This is a genomic window from Anaeromyxobacter oryzisoli, assembly GCF_022690765.1.
GTDB lineage: Bacteria > Myxococcota > Myxococcia > Myxococcales > Anaeromyxobacteraceae > Anaeromyxobacter > Anaeromyxobacter oryzisoli.
Map to the genome: position 1 here is coordinate 80,227 of NZ_JALCZA010000001.1, position 16,198 is coordinate 96,424.

Annotated in this window: 16 protein-coding genes; 5 read left to right on the forward strand and 11 right to left on the reverse strand. The window is 71.7% G+C overall.

Features of this window, described 5'->3' with window-relative positions:
• The first annotated feature begins 106 nt into the window (after window positions 1-106).
• The 4 genes from MNZ27_RS00360 to MNZ27_RS00375 all read left to right on the forward strand — a co-directional run bounded on the left by MNZ27_RS00360 (window position 107) and on the right by MNZ27_RS00375 (window position 2,678).
• Window positions 107-799 (forward strand): haloacid dehalogenase type II, encoded by a 693-nt coding sequence (locus MNZ27_RS00360; RefSeq protein WP_242392027.1) that lies wholly within the window; start codon window positions 107-109, stop codon window positions 797-799.
• Window positions 799-1,473: an RNA polymerase sigma factor gene (locus tag MNZ27_RS00365; protein ID WP_242392028.1), complete on the forward strand. Its 675-nt coding sequence runs from the start codon at window positions 799-801 to the stop codon at window positions 1,471-1,473. The genes MNZ27_RS00360 and MNZ27_RS00365 overlap by 1 nt, the downstream gene beginning before the upstream one ends.
• A 69-nt stretch (window positions 1,474-1,542) precedes the next feature.
• A complete protein-coding gene (locus MNZ27_RS00370) occupies window positions 1,543-1,899 on the forward strand; it encodes a hypothetical protein (RefSeq protein ID WP_242392029.1) in 357 nt (118 codons plus the stop codon).
• 29 nt (window positions 1,900-1,928) lie between these two features.
• Complete coding sequence (locus MNZ27_RS00375; RefSeq protein ID WP_242392030.1) at window positions 1,929-2,678, forward strand: peroxiredoxin-like family protein; 750 nt, start codon at window positions 1,929-1,931, stop codon at window positions 2,676-2,678.
• Between the two features lie 45 nt (window positions 2,679-2,723).
• Here the strand turns inward: MNZ27_RS00375 and MNZ27_RS00380 are convergent, their stop codons facing one another.
• From MNZ27_RS00380 to MNZ27_RS00415, 8 genes are all read right to left on the reverse strand, one after another.
• A complete protein-coding gene (locus MNZ27_RS00380; RefSeq protein WP_242392031.1) occupies window positions 2,724-3,758 on the reverse strand; it encodes an SDR family oxidoreductase in 1,035 nt (344 codons plus the stop codon).
• Window positions 3,755-4,768, reverse strand: coding sequence for a dTDP-glucose 4,6-dehydratase (gene rfbB, locus MNZ27_RS00385; protein ID WP_242392032.1), 1,014 nt, complete (start codon window positions 4,766-4,768; stop codon window positions 3,755-3,757). The genes MNZ27_RS00380 and rfbB overlap by 4 nt, the downstream gene beginning before the upstream one ends.
• Window positions 4,765-5,331 (reverse strand): dTDP-4-dehydrorhamnose 3,5-epimerase, encoded by a 567-nt coding sequence (gene rfbC, locus MNZ27_RS00390; protein WP_242392033.1) that lies wholly within the window; start codon window positions 5,329-5,331, stop codon window positions 4,765-4,767. The genes rfbB and rfbC overlap by 4 nt, the downstream gene beginning before the upstream one ends.
• Window positions 5,332-6,228 (reverse strand): glucose-1-phosphate thymidylyltransferase RfbA, encoded by an 897-nt coding sequence (rfbA, locus tag MNZ27_RS00395; protein WP_242392034.1) that lies wholly within the window; start codon window positions 6,226-6,228, stop codon window positions 5,332-5,334.
• A gap of 213 nt (window positions 6,229-6,441) precedes the next feature.
• On the reverse strand, window positions 6,442-7,002 hold the full coding sequence (locus tag MNZ27_RS00400) for a hypothetical protein (RefSeq protein WP_242392035.1): 561 nt from the start codon (window positions 7,000-7,002) through the stop codon (window positions 6,442-6,444).
• A 499-nt stretch (window positions 7,003-7,501) separates the two neighbouring features.
• Complete coding sequence (locus tag MNZ27_RS00405; protein ID WP_242392036.1) at window positions 7,502-7,948, reverse strand: low molecular weight protein-tyrosine-phosphatase; 447 nt, start codon at window positions 7,946-7,948, stop codon at window positions 7,502-7,504.
• A gap of 466 nt (window positions 7,949-8,414) precedes the next feature.
• Entirely contained in the window at window positions 8,415-10,268 is a 1,854-nt protein-coding gene (locus tag MNZ27_RS00410) for a polysaccharide biosynthesis protein (RefSeq protein WP_242392037.1), read from the reverse strand.
• Between the two features lie 124 nt (window positions 10,269-10,392).
• Window positions 10,393-11,433, reverse strand: a complete 1,041-nt coding sequence (locus tag MNZ27_RS00415; RefSeq protein WP_242392038.1) for an MraY family glycosyltransferase — start codon at window positions 11,431-11,433, stop codon at window positions 10,393-10,395.
• A gap of 167 nt (window positions 11,434-11,600) precedes the next feature.
• Between MNZ27_RS00415 and MNZ27_RS00420 the strand changes: the two genes are divergently transcribed.
• Window positions 11,601-12,851 (forward strand): glycosyltransferase family 4 protein, encoded by a 1,251-nt coding sequence (locus tag MNZ27_RS00420; RefSeq protein WP_242392039.1) that lies wholly within the window; start codon window positions 11,601-11,603, stop codon window positions 12,849-12,851.
• Between the two features lie 41 nt (window positions 12,852-12,892).
• Here MNZ27_RS00420 and wecB read toward each other — a convergent pair whose 3' ends face one another.
• The 3 genes from wecB to MNZ27_RS00435 are packed head-to-tail and all read right to left on the reverse strand — an operon-like array spanning window position 12,893 to window position 16,169.
• Window positions 12,893-14,014 carry a non-hydrolyzing UDP-N-acetylglucosamine 2-epimerase gene (wecB, locus tag MNZ27_RS00425; protein ID WP_242392040.1) on the reverse strand — a complete coding sequence of 374 codons (1,122 nt, stop codon included), beginning with the start codon at window positions 14,012-14,014 and terminating at the stop codon, window positions 12,893-12,895.
• A complete protein-coding gene (locus MNZ27_RS00430; protein ID WP_242392097.1) occupies window positions 14,011-15,144 on the reverse strand; it encodes a polysaccharide biosynthesis C-terminal domain-containing protein in 1,134 nt (377 codons plus the stop codon). Before MNZ27_RS00430 ends, wecB begins: the two co-directional genes overlap by 4 nt.
• A gap of 2 nt (window positions 15,145-15,146) precedes the next feature.
• Window positions 15,147-16,169 (reverse strand): polysaccharide biosynthesis protein, encoded by a 1,023-nt coding sequence (locus MNZ27_RS00435; RefSeq protein ID WP_242392041.1) that lies wholly within the window; start codon window positions 16,167-16,169, stop codon window positions 15,147-15,149.
• Window positions 16,170-16,198 lie beyond the last annotated feature (29 nt).

Consider the following 16,198-nt stretch of genomic DNA (forward strand, 5'->3'; position numbering starts at 1 on the left):
CCCGCCCCCCTCAGAGAACGATCGTTCTTGACCGCAGAATATTCGTTCTGCATGCTGCTCCGCAAGCGGTCGCGCCCTCGCGGCCGCCGCCACCCGGGAGCGTCACGTGCCGACCCCTCACCTCCCCGACGTCCAGGCCTGCGTCTTCGACGCGTACGGCACCCTCTTCGACGTGAACAGCGCCGCCGAGCGCGCGAAGGGGGCCCTCGGCGCGCGCTGGCAGCCCCTCGCGGACACCTGGCGCGCCAAGCAGCTCCAGTACACCTGGCTCCGCAGCCTCGCGGGACAGCACGTCGACTTCTGGCAGGTCACCGGCGACGCCCTCGACTTCGCGCTCGAGAGCGTGAAGATCGCCGATCCCGCGCTCCGCGCCGAGCTGATGACGCTCTACCTCTCGCTGGCGGCGTACCCGGACGTGCGGGCCGCGCTCGAGCGGCTGAAGGCGCGGGGGTTCCGGCTGGCGGTGCTCTCCAACGGCTCGCCGCGGATGCTCGCCGCCGCGGTGGAGAACGCCGGCCTCGCGGACCTCCTCGACGCGGTGCTCTCGGTCGAGGAGGTCGGGATCTACAAGCCCCACCCGTCCGTCTACCAGCTCCCGGTCGACCGCCTCGGCCTCGCCGCCGGCCGGATGTGCTTCGTCTCGTCGAACGGCTGGGACGCGTTCTGCGCGCAGGCGTTCGGCTATCGCGCGGTCTGGTGCAACCGCTTCGGCCAGGCTCCCGAGCGCATCCCGGCGCAGCCAGCGGCCGAGGTCGCCGCCCTCGCGGCGCTGCCCGACCTCCTCGCGCGGGGGGCTTGATGACGGGCAGCGCCACGGGAGCGCGGTCCGCCGGGACCGACCCGATCCCGGCCGCGCCGACCCACTCGCCGCGCCCGCGCGCGACCCCGATCGACGCGCACGGTGCGTCCCCGCTTCCGGCGCCGGAGGCGCAGCCCCGGGCCCCGGGCGAGGCGCGCCCGCGGAGCGCGTTCCTGGGCTGGGTCTCGGACCTCGCCCGCGGCCACTCCGCCGCGCTCGCGCACGCCGCTCGGCGCGAAGGGCTCGGCCCGGAGGACGCCCTCGACGCCGCCCAGGAGGCCTTCTGCACGTTCCTCGCCCTGCCGCGGGCGCGCGCGCTCACCGCCCACGACGGCGAGGCCCGGGGGCTCCTGCTCGCGATGGTCCGCAACGTGGCCCGGAACATGCGCCGGCGCCACCACCGGGCGGTCCACCACGACGGCCTCGACGAGGCCTCGGAGCTGCCCGACGACGGCCCCTCCGCGGACGAGCTCGTCGCCCGCGCCGAGGAGCACGCGCGCTTCGGGGGCTGCGTCCGCCGGCTCGCCGCGCTCCGGCGGAAGGTGGTGACCCTGCGGATGATCGACCAGCTCTCCGGTCTCGAGACGGCGCGGGCGCTGGGGCTGGAGCCGGGGCGCGTGGCGGTCCTCTTGCACCGCGCCAGGAAGGATCTCCTCGCCTGCCTGACGGCGTGAGGCCGCCGGCGGCGAGCGCCGTGAAATGTCCCGGCGGCCCGGCACCTCCAGATCCTGAAAGGAGCCGAAATGGCCAAGGTCGCGATCGTGGTGCTGGCGGGGACGGAGACGCACGAGGGGCTGGGGCGCGTGGTGAACGCGCTCGAGGCGGTGAAGGAGCTCAAGGACGGCGGACACGACGTGAAGCTCATCTTCGATGGGGCGGGCACCGCGTGGGTGCCGGAGCTCGCCCGGCCCGAGCACCGGGCGCACGCGCTCTACCGCGCCGTCAGCGACAAGATCACCGGCGTCTGCGACTTCTGCGCGGGCGCGTTCGGCGTGAAGAGCGCAGTGGCGGCGCAGGGCGTGCCGCTCGCGTGCGAGTACGAGGGGCACCCGAGCATCCTCGCGCTGGTGACCGGCGGCTACCAGGTCATCACCTTCTAGGCCGGATCCGGCGACAGGGGAGCGACACCGTGGCGAGGACGAAGCTCTGGAAGGCGGTGCTGATCATGGCGCTGGGAGGATCCGGGGGCGCCCTGGCGGCCGGAGCGCCCGCCCCGGGGCGCCCGGTCGAGGCCGAGCTGCGCGCCGCGGCCGAGGCCTCGGCGAGGAAGGCGCCCCCCGAGGCGCTCGCCGCGAGCCAGCAGGGCATCGACGCGGTGGCCGCCTCCGGGATCCTGAAGACCGCCCTCGGCGTCGGCGGGTCCATGCCTGCGTTCACGCTGCGCGACGGCCGAGGCGTGCCAGTGAGGAGCGCGGACCTGCTCGCCCGCGGACCGCTGGTCGTCGTCTTCTACCGCGGCGCCTGGTGCCCCTACTGCAACATCTACCTGCACCGCTGGCAGGAGGAGCTGCCCGCCTTGGCGCAGCGCGGGGCGACGCTCGTCGCCATCTCCGGCGAGAAGCCGGACGGCACGGCGGCCATCGTGAAGAAGCTGCAGGCGACGTTCGTCGTGCTGAGCGATCCCCGGTACGCCGTCTCGCGGCGCTTCGGGGTCGTGTACGAGGTCCCGCGGGTGGCGGCGGACGCGCTGCGCAAGCACGGGCTCGACCTCGCGGCGTACTACGGCACCCCCAGGGACGAGCTGCCGCTCTCCGCGACCTACGTCGTCGGGCAGGACGGGAAGGTCACCTACGCCTTCCTCGACGCCGACTACAAGAAGCGCGCGGAGCCGGCGGACGTGCTCGCGACCCTCGACCGGATGCGGGCGGCGAGGCGGTGAGGCGAGTGGCCGCCCCGGTCGCGGCGCGCGGGACGGGGCCCGCGCTCACCGGGCGATCGCGCGCGCCTGCCATTCCTGGTGGAAGCGCTCCAGCGCCTCGTCGATCGGGAGCGGCTTCGAGCGCAGCAGCTTCGCGGCCCGCTCGACCCGGAGGCCGCCCTGGAGCGGGCGCGGGGCGAGGAGCTTCACGTCGGCGGTCTTCACCGGGACGATCTCGCCGGCGAGGCCGAAGCGGCGGGCGATGCGGCGGGCGAAGTCCACCCGGTCGAGCACGGTGGCGTCGCTCGTGTGCAGGACGCCGCGGTAGTCCGTCTCGAGGAGCAGCTCGAGGCACATCGCGGCGCCGCTCGCCGCGAGGGTGGTCGAGACGAGCTGGTCGGCGAAGGCCTTCACGACCTCGCCGCGGGAGAGCTTCTCGACGACCTGGGTCGCGAAGGTGTTCTTCGCCCCCGGGCGTCCGCTATAGACCACCGCGACCCGCGCCACGGCGCAGTCGGGCGCGAGGAGGAGCGCGGCCTCCTCGCCGCACCGCTTGGTGCGGGCGTAGGCGCCCCGCGGGTTCGGGACGTCGTCCTCGGCGTACGGGCCGGCGGTGCCGTCGAAGACGTAGTCCGTCGAGACGGCCACGAGGCGCGCCCCGAGCGCCCGGCAGGCCCGGGCGACCTGCTCGGTGCCGCCGACGTTCACGCGCCACGCCTGCTCGGGGTCGCGCTCGCAGCCGTCCACGTCGGTCGCCGCGCCGGCGTGGAGGACCGCCTCGGGGCGGAAGGCGCGGAGGGCGGCCTCGACGGAGCGGCCGTCGCCGAGGTCGGCGTCGGCGTAGGTGAACGGGGGCGTGCCCTTCGACTCCGCGGCCGCGTCGCGGCCGCGGATCCAGCCCTGGGCGGATCCGCCGAAGGCGGCGGAGTCGAAGGGCTCAGGGCGAACGGAGTCAGGGGGCTCGGGGCGAACGGACGACTCCAGCCGCGCCTCCAGCCGGCACGGGCCGCGGCCGAGGGCGAGCACCTCGTGTCGGCCGAGGAGCTGGGCGACGGCCTCGCCGCCGAGGAGCCCGTTCGCGCCGGTGACGGCGACCCTCACGACCGCGCTCCGTACTGGCGCTCGTAATACCGGAGGTACTCGCCGGAGATGATCCGCTCCCACCACGGCCGGTGCTCGACGTACCAGCGCACGGTCTCGCCGAGGGCGTCCTCGAAGCGATGCCGGGGCGCCCAGCCGAGCTTCGTCCGGGCCTTCGTCGCGTCGATGGCGTAGCGCCGGTCGTGGCCGAGCCGGTCCTTCACGTACGCGACGAGCGACTCGGGCTTGCCGAGGTGGCGGAGCACCTGCTTCACGATCTCGAGGTTGGTCCGCTCGCTCGACGCGCCGAAGTTGTAGACCTGCCCGTCCTCGCCGCGCTCGAAGGCGGCGAGCAGGCCGCGGGCGTGGTCCTCGACGTGGATCCAGTCCCGCACGTTGAGGCCGTCGCCGTACACCGGCAGCGGGCGGTCCCGGAGCGCGTTCGCGATCATGAGCGGGATGAGCTTCTCGGGGAACTGGTAAGGCCCGTAGTTGTTCGAGCAGCGGGTCACCACCACCGGCAGCCCGAACGTCCGCGCGTAGGCGAGCGCGAGGAGATCGCTCGACGCCTTCGAGGCCGAGTACGGCGACGAGGGATCGAGGGGCGTCGTCTCGGTGAAGACGCCGGTCGCGCCGAGCGAGCCGTACACCTCGTCGGTGGAGACGTGCAGGAAGCGCTTCACCCCGACCTCGCGCGCGACCTCGAGAAGGACCTGGGTCCCGCGCACGTTCGTGTCGATGAAGACCGACGGCGCGAGGATCGAGCGATCCACGTGGCTCTCGGCGGCGAGGTGCATCACCGCGTCGATCCCCTCGCGCCGGCAGAGCTCCGCGACCAGCTCGCCGTTGCAGATGTCCCCCCGGACGAACCGGTAGCGCGGGCTCCCCTCCAGGTCGGCGAGGTTCTCGGCGTTCCCCGCGTAGGTGAGCTTGTCGAGGACGACGACGCGCCAGTCCGACCGCTCGAGGAGGAGCAGCCGGACCAGGTTCGAGCCGATGAAGCCGGCGCCGCCGGTGAGGAGGACGTTCATCTCGCGAGGTCCTTGGGGTCGAAGAGGACCGCGTCCTGGAACCGCACGCCGGCGGCGTCCTTCGCGGACACGGTGGGGGCGGCCACGCGGGTCGGCCAGTCGATCGCCAGGGAGGGATCATCCCAGCGGATGCAGCGCTCGGCCTCCGGGTGCCAGTAGTCGGTGGTCTTGTAGAGGAACTCGGCCTCGTCCGAGAGGACGACGAAGCCGTGGGCGAAGCCCTCGGGGATCCAGAGCTCGCGCTTGTTCTCCGCCGAGAGCACCTCGGCCACCCAGCGGCCGAGGGTCGGCGAGCCGCGGCGGAGGTCCACCGCCACGTCGAGCACCTCGCCCCGCACCGCCCGCACGAGCTTCCCCTGCGGGTGCGGGTGCTGGTAGTGCAGCCCGCGGAGGACGCCTCGCACCGAGCGGCTGTGGTTGTCCTGCACGAAGTCGAGGGGGCGCCCCAGGGCGGCCTCGAGCCCCTTGCGGTTGAAGCTCTCGAAGAAGAAGCCGCGCGCGTCGCCGAAGACCTTCGGCTCGACGACGACGACGTCGGGGATGGCGGTGGGACGGACGTTCATTCAGTACACCTTGTTTCCGAGGAGACCGCGGACGTACTCGCCGTAGCTCGACTTCCCGAGGGCGGCGCCGCACTGCTCGAGCTGGCGGTCGTCGATCCAGCCCTGGCGCCAGGCGACCTCCTCCGGACACGCGACCTTGAGCCCCTGCCGCTTCTCGATGGTGGCGATGAACTGCCCCGCCTCGAGGAGCGAGTCGTGGGTGCCGGTGTCGAGCCAGGCGTAGCCGCGCCCCATGATCTCCACCGCGAGCTTCTTCTCCTCGAGGTACAGGCGGTTCAGGTCGGTGATCTCGAGCTCGCCGCGGGCGGACGGCTTCACCGCCCGCGCGTGCTCCACCACCTGCTCGTCGTAGAAGTAGAGGCCGGTGACCGCGTAGCGCGACCTCGGCCGCGCCGGCTTCTCCTCGAGGCTCACCGCGCGCCGCTTCGCGTCGAACTCCACCACGCCGTAGCGCTCCGGGTCGTTCACCGCGTAGGCGAACACCGTCGCGCCCTCGGGGCGCTCGCTCGCGGCGCCGAGGAGCTGCTGCAGCTCGTGGCCGTAGAAGATGTTGTCGCCGAGCACCAGCGCCGACGGGCGGTCGCGCACGAAGTCGGCGCCGATGAGGAACGCCTGGGCGAGCCCCTCGGGGCGCGGCTGGACCTTGTACTCGAGGTTCATGCCCCAGGCGCTGCCGTCGCCGAGCAGGTTCGCGAAGCGCGGCGTGTCCTGCGGGGTCGAGATGACGAGGACCTCCCGGATCCCGGCGAGCATCAGCGCCGAGAGCGGGTAGTAGATCATCGGCTTGTCGTAGACCGGCAGGAGCTGCTTCGACACCGAGAGCGTCGCGGGGTAGAGCCGGGTGCCGGCCCCTCCCGCGAGGACGATGCCCCGGCGTCGGGGGTTCGGTTGGGTCATGACGATGGCGGTCCGGGCTCGACGAGGGAAGCCGGACTCTACGACGGGCGGCGGGGGCGATCCAGCCGCGCGCGCCCCATCTGGCGCGGTCGCTCGCGAGCGTCATCACGGGCGCAGCCGCGAGCCGACCTGGCGCCGCGGTACTGCGCTCACCGATCAATCCGGCTCGATGCGGACGAGACGCGGACCGGCGTCGCGCCCTTCACGCGCCCTTCACGCTGCCGCGAGCTGCGCGGTACCTTCGAGCCGCTTCCGTGCTTCGACCATGGGCCTCATCCGCTGCAGCTTGGCACGCGCCGCGATCATCTCGATCCACAAGGGCGGCCTCGACTGGGGACCCGTGAGCCGATCCAGGATCCAGGCGCTTGCCACGTAAACCTTGCTGTAATCCCGGCACAGCATGTCGATGCGGCGCGCGAAGTCCTGGGCGACTTCACCCTCTGCGCGAGTGGGTCGGGTTCCGCGCCCCCGCTGCTGCTCCGGCGCCGGGATCTGGAGGATCGCCTGCGCTGCCGCCTCGAGGGCGTACGGATTGCGCATGAGGCTGGTGGTGCCCCTGTAGATGCTCTCGAAGATCTGCGAGCGCGGGTTCAGCTCGCCTGCCGCAGCCTGCCTCACCAGCTCCGTCCGCAGCTCCCCGAACCGGTTTCGATTCCTCTCTCGCATGAGGCGCTTCCGGAGGCCGTACATGCGGGGGGCGCGCAGCAGGTCGCGGACGACCACGTAGCAGACCGCGCAGAGGAGCAGAAACGCGACAGAGGTCGTGGCGGTCATCGTGCCTCCTTGTCCCGACCCGAGAGAAGCGGCGTGGGCTGGCCATCGCTGATCAGCTTCTCGGCCTCGGCCGTCGAGAAGCCCATGACCTTCTCCATCAACACGCGACGCATCCAGCGGTTGTCATCCGCGAGCCGCTGGATCTGCGCCTCCTTCTCGTCTGCGATGCTGCGCTCCAGCTTGTCCTTCCGATAAATCCCTGTACGCGTTGTAGGCGGCTACCCCGACCAAGATCGTGATCGTCCACCCGGCTCCAAGGGCCGTGACGAGCTTCGCGAGCGCTTCCAAGAGTCCTTGGAGTTCTTGCACGTCCGTCCTCTCGGCGGCCGAATGTAACTCTCGGGTCTGATGGGTGTCACCCGTTCGCGCGTCGCACCATCAGCGCAGCCTAGCGTATTCATGGCACTTTCCCGAACAGAAAAAGTCCTGGTTCGCCGCTCGGTCCGGGCCGGCCGGATGCCACGCGCAGTGCGCCGTGAACGCGCGGGCCGAGCCGCGTTCACCGCCGGCTCCAGACCTCGCGCAGGTTTTCCTCGAGGCCGCGCTCGATGAGCGCGAGCGCCTCCTCGAAGGCGGCCCGGCCGCGTCGGTACGGATCCGGCACGTCGAAGCCGCCGTAGCGGCCGAGGCGCTGGACCCGGCCGCGGACGGCGGGCGCGAGCGCCTCCACCGCGCGGCGGTGCGCGTCCTCCATCACCAGCACCAGGTCGAACTTCTTCGCGAGGGCCGCGGTGAGCTGGCGGGCCCGGTGCCTGGAGAGGTCCACGCCGCGCGTGGCCAGGAGGGCGATCGCCTCCGGCTCCGCCCCGCGCCCTTCGAGGGCGGCGAGCCCCGCCGAGGCGACCACGCCGCGGCCGCTCGCCTCGAAGCGGACGCGCAGCAGCGCCTCCGCCATCGGGCTCCGGCAGACGTTCCCCACGCAGACCATCAGGACGCGATCGAGCACGGCCGGGCACCTCGAGCGACCGTCGCCTTCCTCCACCGCCCGCGGTTCGGGCCGAGCCCTGCCCGGCCTCCACCACGAGCGGATTCTACTACGAGCGCCGGGGCGACCGGTCGAGAGCCCCACGCCTCGCGGGGCCCCGGCGGCTCGCGCCCCGGGCGTGGCGTGCGGCGCGGCTCGCTCCCGTTCGGCCGAGAGCGCCGCTCGATTGGGCTGAGCCCTGCTGCGGCGCACGCTGCCTGCCTGCGCCGGGCAGACTCCTCCGTCCGCTGCTCGACGTGCCTTCCAGGCACGCCTGCGCTGCTCCGTCGTCGTGTGCCCCGGCTCGGCGACGGCATCGTGTGCCTCGCGACGGGCTCGACCCAACCGAGAGGCGCTAAGAGCCCTTCGACTACGCCGGCTGCGCCGGCTCCGCTCAGAGCAGGCTCCGCGCGAGCGAAGCGAGCGCGGAGTCGAAGGCCGCGCGCGGCTACGCGCTCAGCTTCTCGACCGCGGCCGCCGGCGCCTGCGGCTCGGGCACGTGCTGCGGCCGGTACTCCGGCACCGCCTCGGCGAACCTGCGGCGGATCTCCGCCGGCTGGCCGTCGGAGACCTTGGCGAGCTCTTCGAGGTGGCGCTTCACCTGCTCCCACGGGTGCGGGCGGAAGCGGCCGACGAAGATCTTCGGGTGCCCGGTCTTGTCGGCGTTCTCCGCGTCCACCGACAGCTCCTCGAAGAGCTTCTCGCCGGGGCGGACGCCCGTGTAGCGGACCTCGATGTCCACGTCCGGGGTGAAGCCCGAGAGCGTGATGAGGTCGCGGGCGAGGTCGGCGATCTTCACCGGCTCGCCCATGTCGAGGATGAAGATCTCGCCGCCGTTCCCCATGGTCCCGGCCTCGAGCACGAGCTGGCTCGCCTCCGGGATGGTCATGAAGTACCGGCGCATGTCCGGGTGCGTGACCGTGACCGGCCCGCCGGCGGCGATCTGCTCCTTGAAGATCGGGATCACGCTGCCGGCGGAGCCGAGGACGTTGCCGAAGCGGACCGTGACGAACCGCGTGCGGCTGCGCTGGGAGAGCGCCTGGACGTAGATCTCCGCGACGCGCTTCGAGACGCCCATCACCGAGGTCGGGTTCACCGCCTTGTCGGTGGAGATCATCACGAAGCGCTCGACGCCGAAGCGGTCGGAGAGGTCGGCGAGCGTCTTCGTCCCGAAGACGTTGTTCTTCACCGCCTCGCCCGGGTTCCACTCCATCATCGGCACGTGCTTGTGGGCGGCGGCGTGGAATACCACCGAAGGCCGGTGCCGACCGAGCAGCTCCGAGATGCGCCGCGCGTCCGCCACGTCGGCGATGCACGGGACGAGGTGCACCTCGGGGAACCGCGCGACGAGCTCGCGGTGGATGTTGAAGAGGGCGTTCTCGGTCCGCTCGACGAGGAGCAGGGACGCCGGCCCGAAGCGGCACACCTGGCGGCACAGCTCGGAGCCGATGGAGCCACCCGCGCCGGAGACCAGCACGACCCGCCCGCGCATGACCGCCGAGATGGCGTTCATGTCCAGCTTCACCGGGGCGCGGCCGAGGAGGTCGTCGATGGCGACGTCCCGGAGCTGGCTGACGTTCACGGTGCCGTCGATGAGGTCGCCCATCCCCGGGATGGTCCGGAAGCGGACGCGGACCGCCTTGCAGTGCTCGACGATGGCGCGCATCTCGGCGCCGGTCGCGGAGGGGATGGCGATGAGGACCTCGTCGATCTTCCTCGCGGCCGCGACCGCCTCGAGGTCGGCGATGGCCCCGAGGACCCGCACGCCGTGGATGTGCTCGCCGAGCTTGCGGCGATCGTCGTCCAGGAACCCGACGGGCTCCCACCGGGCGGCGTGGCTCCGGAGGATCTCCCGGAGCAGCATCTCGCCGGCGTCGCCGGCGCCCACGATCAGGACCCGCTGTCTGCGGGCCTCCGGCGCGACCGGCGCAGGCGGCGCGAGGCGGTGCCGCAGCAGGCGGATCGAGAAGCGGGCGCCGCCCACCAGCATGGTCGCGGTGAGCCACTCGATCGCGATCACCGAGCGGGGGAAGCCGTGGAAGCCGTAGACGACGAAGACCGTGGTGAGGCCGGTCGAGAGCGTGTTCGCGACGACGATGCTCGCGAGATCGCGCGCGCCGGTGTAGCGCCACAATCCCCTGAACAGCCCGCACTGGTAATAGGTGGCCGTGCGCGCCGCGAGCAGGACCGGCAGCCAGATCGGGATGAGCTGCGCATGCTCGCGCGGGACGTGGAAGTCGAAGCGGAGCTGGAAGGCGGCGAGGAGCGACGCGGCCCACAACGCGAGGTGGACCGCGATCACGATCGCGCGGCGAGCTGCGGTATTGAGAAGGACCCCCGTCCCCGGCACGGCCACGTAGGCTATCAAACGCCACCGGGGATGACGAGCCCCGAGATCCACCTACAAAGGCGACGTCTGGCGGCGTTCACGGATGGTTGCTTGGCTCGCCCGCCGCGGCGCTTCGGCGCTCGAGCGACGTGACCACGCCCACGTACCCCAGGAACACTCCCACAGCGGCGACGATCAGCATCGCGCGCCCGCCCCGGCCCGCCGCGCCGTACGCGAGCGCGAAGGCGGCGACCGCGGCCATCCCCGGGTAAGCGGCGAGCGTGATCGTCGCGTGCGGGACGCCCAGCGCGAGCGGGCGCTGGTACAGGTGCGTCCGGTGGGCCTCGAAGAAGCGCTCGCCGCGCGAGAGCCGGCGGACGAGCGTGGTCGTCGCGTCCAGCACGAACAGGCCGATGGCGAGCCCGATCACCTCCACCGGAAGCGCCGCGCTGCCCGGCAGGAACGGCATGGAGGCGAGGAAGAAGCCGATCGCGGTGGAGCCGACGTCGCCCATGAAAATCGACGCCGGCGGGAAATTGAGGAGCAGGAAGCCCAGCGCCGCCGCGACCAGGGCGAGCGCGAGCCCCGCCTGCATCCCCGCCCCGTTGCCGGCCGCCACCGCGGTGATCGCCGCGCCGGCGATCACCGCCTGGCCGCCGGCGAACCCGTCGATGCCGTCCATGAAGTTGTAGAGGTTCGTCACCCACACGATCCAGAGGACGGACATCGGGACGAGCAGCCACACCGGCAAAGGCACCAGGGTCCAGGCGGCGCGCACGGTCTCGAGGTTCACGCCGACGACCACCGACGCCGCGGCGAGCTGCACGCCGAAGCGCCAGCGCGCGGGCAGCGGGTGGAGATCGTCCACCAGGCCGAGCGCCGAGATCACCGTGGTCGCCGCGACGACGACGAGCGCCCGAGCACCGCCGCCGGAGAGCAGCACGATCGCGGTCGCGGCGGGGAGGAACGCGGCCATGATGCCGATGCCGCCGAGGCGCGGCGTCGGGCGGACGTGCGCGCTCCGCTCGTTGGGACGATCGAGGAGCTGTCGGCGGAGCGCGACCTCGCGAACGAGCCACGTGATCGCGAACGACGCAACCAGGACGGCCCCCGCGATCCCGAGATCCCAGCTCCTCATCGACGTCGTCCTCCGGCCCGGCTGCCACCGTGGCGGCGGGACCCGAACGCTACCAGATGGCGACCCGGAGTTGAACGACCGCGCCGCGTGCGCGGACGCTTCGGGCGCGCGGCGCGTGCGACCGCGAATTGACTGCTTTCCGGCCGGTGCCCTACCGTACCCACGGCATGCGGATCCTGCTCGTCTGCCCCTACTACTGGCCGGAGCCGTTCCGCGTCGCGCGCGTCGCCGCCGATCTGAAGGCGCGCGGGCACGAGGTCGAGGTCCTCACCGGCCTCCCGAACTACCCCGCCGGCCGGTTCTACGCGGGATACGGCGCCCGCGGTCCCTTCCACGAGGAGCACGAGGGGATCGCGATCACGCGCGTCCCGCTCGTTCCCCGGGGCGCGGGCGGCGCGATCCGCCTGCTCCTCAACTACCTCTCGTTCGCCGTCACCGCGTCCTGGAAGGCGCTCTCTCTCGGCCGCAGGCGCTGGGACGTCGTGTTCGTGTTCCAGCTCAGCCCCGTGACGGCGATCCTGCCGGCCGTCGTGATGCGGGCCCTCTACGGCACCCCGGTCGCGATCTGGGTGCAGGACCTGTGGCCGGAGAGCGTCGCGTCCACCGGCTTCGGCCGCTCCCGCCTGCTCTACGCGGCGGCGCGGGCGATCTCCGCCTGGCTCTACCGCCGCTGCGATCGGATCGCGGGCACGAGCCGCGCGTTCCGTGCGCGGCTCGAGGCGCTCGGCGTGCCGGGCTGGCGGTTCAGCTACCTCCCGCAGTGGGCGGAGGACTTCTTCGGCGAGCGGGCGAAGGGCCCCGCGCTCGCGGCGCCCCGGTGGGCCTCCGGCTTCCCGATCATGTTCGCGGGGAACCTCGGGCGCGTGCAGGCGCTCGAGACGGTCGTCGCGGCCGCGGAGCAGGTGCGGGACGACCCCGAGATCCGGTGGGTCTTCGTCGGCGACGGCTCGCAGCGCGAGTGGCTCGAGACGGAGGTGTCGCGGCGCGGCCTGCAGGATCGGATCTTCCTGCTCGGGCGGCACCCTGCCGAGGAGATGCCCGCGTTCTTCGCGAAGGCCGGGGCGATGCTGGTGAGCCTGAAGCGCGACGACACGATGGCGCTCACCATCCCGGCGAAGGTCCAGTCCTACCTCGCCGCGGGCCGCCCGATCCTCGGGTCGATCGACGGCGAGGGGGCCCGGGTCATCGAGGAGGCCGGCGCCGGGCTCACCGCGCCGGCGGGCGATCCCGCCGCCCTCGCGGAGCTCGCGCGGCGGATGAAGAGCCTGCCCGCCGCGGAGCGCGCCGCGATGGGCGAGCGTGGGCGCGCCTACTCGGCGCGACACTTCTCGCGCGAGCGCTGCGTGGACGAGCTCGAGCGGCTGCTCCACGACGCGCTCCAGGTCGGCGCGGCCGACCCCGCGATCGGGCCGACCTGACGAAGACGGCACATCGCGTCCCGGCGCCGGGCCCGGAACGCCTACGCCTTGCGCCAGACGACCCGGTTCACGTACGCGGTGTAGCTCAGGATGATCCGGACGACCTTGTCGCTCACGTTCGTGGGAGCGTAGTCGGCGATCATCCGCAGCAGCCGCTCGTCGCCGCGCGGCTGGCCTTCGAGCACGCCGAGCGCATCGCGGATCACCGGCCACTCGAGCCCGGTCATCATCACCGCGCCCTCCTCGAACCCCTCCGGCCGCTCGTGGGCGTTCCGGATGTTGAGGGCGGGGAAGTTCAGGATCGAGCTCTCCTCGGTGATGGTCCCGCTGTCGGAGAGCACCGCCTTCGCGTGCGTCTGGAGGTGGACGTAGTCCGAGAAGCCGAGCGGCTTCTGCAGCTCGACGAGCGGATCGAGCGTCACCTTCTCGGCGTCCATGCGCTTGCGCGTGCGCGGGTGCGTCGAGACGACGACCCGGAGCTTGTACGTCGAGGCGAGGCCGTTCAGCACCTCGACGAGCTTCCGGAACTGCTCGGGCGAGTCGATGTTCTCCTCGCGGTGGGCGCTCATCACGAAGTACTGGCCCGCGGCGAGCCCGAGCCGCGCGAGGACGTCCGACCGCTGGATCTTGGGGGCGTAGTGCTCGAGCACCTCGCGCATCGGGCTGCCCGTCTTGATCACCCGGTCCGGCGGCAGCCCCTCCGCGAGCAGGTACTCGCGGCTGATGCTGCTGTACGGCATGTTCACGTCGCTGATGTGATCGACGATCTTCCGGTTGATCTCCTCGGGGACGCGCTGGTCGAAGCAGCGGTTCCCCGCCTCCATGTGGAAGACCGGGATCTTCCGGCGCTTCGCCGGGTAGGCCGCGAGGCAGCTGTTCGTGTCGCCGAGGATGAGGAGCGCGTCCGGCTTCACCTCCGCCAGCACCGCGTCCACCTTCGCGATGACGTTCCCCACCGTCTCGGCGCCGCTCGCGCCCGCGGCGGCGAGGAAGTGATCGGGCTTCCGGAGCTCCAGGTCGTCGAAGAAGATCTGGTTCAGCTCGTAGTCGTAGTTCTGCCCGGTGTGGACGATCACGTGCTCGACGTGGCGGTCCAGCGCCGCCATGACGCGCGAGAGCCGGATGATCTCCGGCCGCGTCCCCACCACCGTCATCACCTTCATCGCGACTCCCTCGCCGGCGGCAGGACGGGGTCGAAGATCGTGTCGGCCCTCGCCGGGTCGAACACCTCGCTCGACCAGAAGAGCGTCACCATCTCCCCCGCGCCGACGTTCTCGATCGAGTGGGTGTAGCCCGGCGGGATGTCCACCACGCGGTAGTCCTCGCCACGCACTGGGAACTCGACGACATCCGTGCCGTTGATCTGGCGGAGCCGGATCAGCCCCTCGCCCTGCACCACCAGGAACTTCTCGGTCTTGGTGTGGTGGTAATGGTTCCCGCGCGTGATGCCGGGCTTCGTGCGCGAGATGAAGATCTGGCCGAAGTGCGGCGACTTGATGAACTCCGCGAGGCTGCCGCGGGCGTCCGCCTTGATGTCGAGCTGGTACCCGTGCTCGCCCGGCTCGACGTACGAGAGGTACGTCGCGTAGAGCGCCCGCACGAACGGGCTCGAGTAGTCGGGGAGGCGGAGGGTCTTCCGGTGTGCGCGGAAGCCGCTGATCGTCTCGGCGAGTTCGCCGAGCGAAACCTCGTGCGAGGCGAGCGGCTCGGCGAAGCGGAACCCGGGGCGTGGCGGCGGGTCAAGCTCGCCCAGGAACGCCTGCACCACGTCGTCCACGTAGGTGAGGTCCACCACCGCGGCCGGATCCGAGATCCGGATCGGAAGGTCGTGCGCGAGGTTGTGGCAGAAGGTGGCCGTCACCGAGTTGTAGTTGGGGCGGCACCACTTCCCGAAGAGGTTCTTGAGCCGGTAGACCACCGCCTCCGCGCCGGTGCGGTCGCCGAAGCGCTGGAGCACCAGCTCCGCGGCGCGCTTGCTCTGACCGTACGGGTTGTCGCGCTCCGCCTGGATCGACGAGGAGAGGACGAGCTTCGGCCGGCGCCCCTTGCGCTCCAGCGCCGCGCAGAGCTCCTCGGTGAGCCCCGCGTTGCCCGTCGCGAACTCCTCCACCTTCTCCGGGCGGTTCACGCCGGCGAGGTGGAAGACGACGTCCGCCTTGTCGAGGGCCGCGTCCAGCACGCCCGCGGGCGTACCCACGTCCACCTCGACCAGCTCGACGTCCTTCCTCGCCCCGAGCGCGGCGACCAGGTTCTTGCCGAGGAAGCCGGCGGCCCCCGTCACGAGCACGTTCACGGTCAAGCCTCGACCTTCTCGCCGCGCATCGCCCGCTGGACGCAGTCGAGCTTGAGGAGCAGGTCGCACATGAGGCTCACGTCGGCGAGCGGCACGTTGTGAGAGTTGTAGTCTTCCTTCCGGGAGACGTCCTGCTTCCCCTCGCTGAAGTAGAGCGCGTAGTTCAGGTCGCGGTTGTCCGCGGGGACGCGGAAGTAGCCGCCGAGGTCCTCGGCGCGGATCCGCTCCTCGCGCGTGAGGAGCGTCTCGTACAGCTTCTCGCCGTGGCGCGTGCCGATGACGTCCACCGGGTTGTCGGCCTTGAGGAGCTTCTTCACCGCGAGGGCCAGCGTCTCGATGGTGGCGGAGGCGGCCTTCTGGACGAAGATGTCGCCGGCCTCGCCGTGCCGGAAGGCGTAGAGCACCAGATCGACGGCGTCGTCGATGCTCATCATGAAGCGGGTCATCGCCGGGTCGGTGACGGTGAGCGGCTTCCCGGACTGGATCTGCTGGATGAAGAGCGGGATGACCGACCCGCGGCTCGCCATGACGTTGCCGTAGCGGGTGACGCAGATGGTCGGGCTCCCACTCGCGACGCGCGCCTTCGCGATCGCGAGCTTCTCCATCATGGCCTTGGAGATCCCCATCGCGTTGATGGGGTAGACCGCCTTGTCCGTGCTGAGGACGATCACCCGCTGGACGCCCGCGTGGATCGCCTCGTTCAGCACGTTCTCGGTGCCGAGGGAGTTCGTGCGGAGCGCCTCGAGCGGGAAGAACTCGCAGGACGGCACCTGTTTCAGCGCCGCCGCGTGGAAGACGTAGTCCACGCCCGCCATCGCGTCGCGGAGGCTGCTCTCGTTCCGCACGTCCCCGATGTAGAAGCGCAGCTTCGGGTTCGCGTACGCCTTCCGCATGTCGTCCTGCTTCTTCTCGTCGCGGCTGAAGACCCGGATCTCCTTGATCTCGGTCGCGAGGAAGCGGCGCAGGACGGCGTTGCCGAAGGTGCCGGTGCCGCCGGTGATGAGGAGGGTCTTGCCGGTGAACATGTGGGAGCCGTGTTCGTTGACGACATACA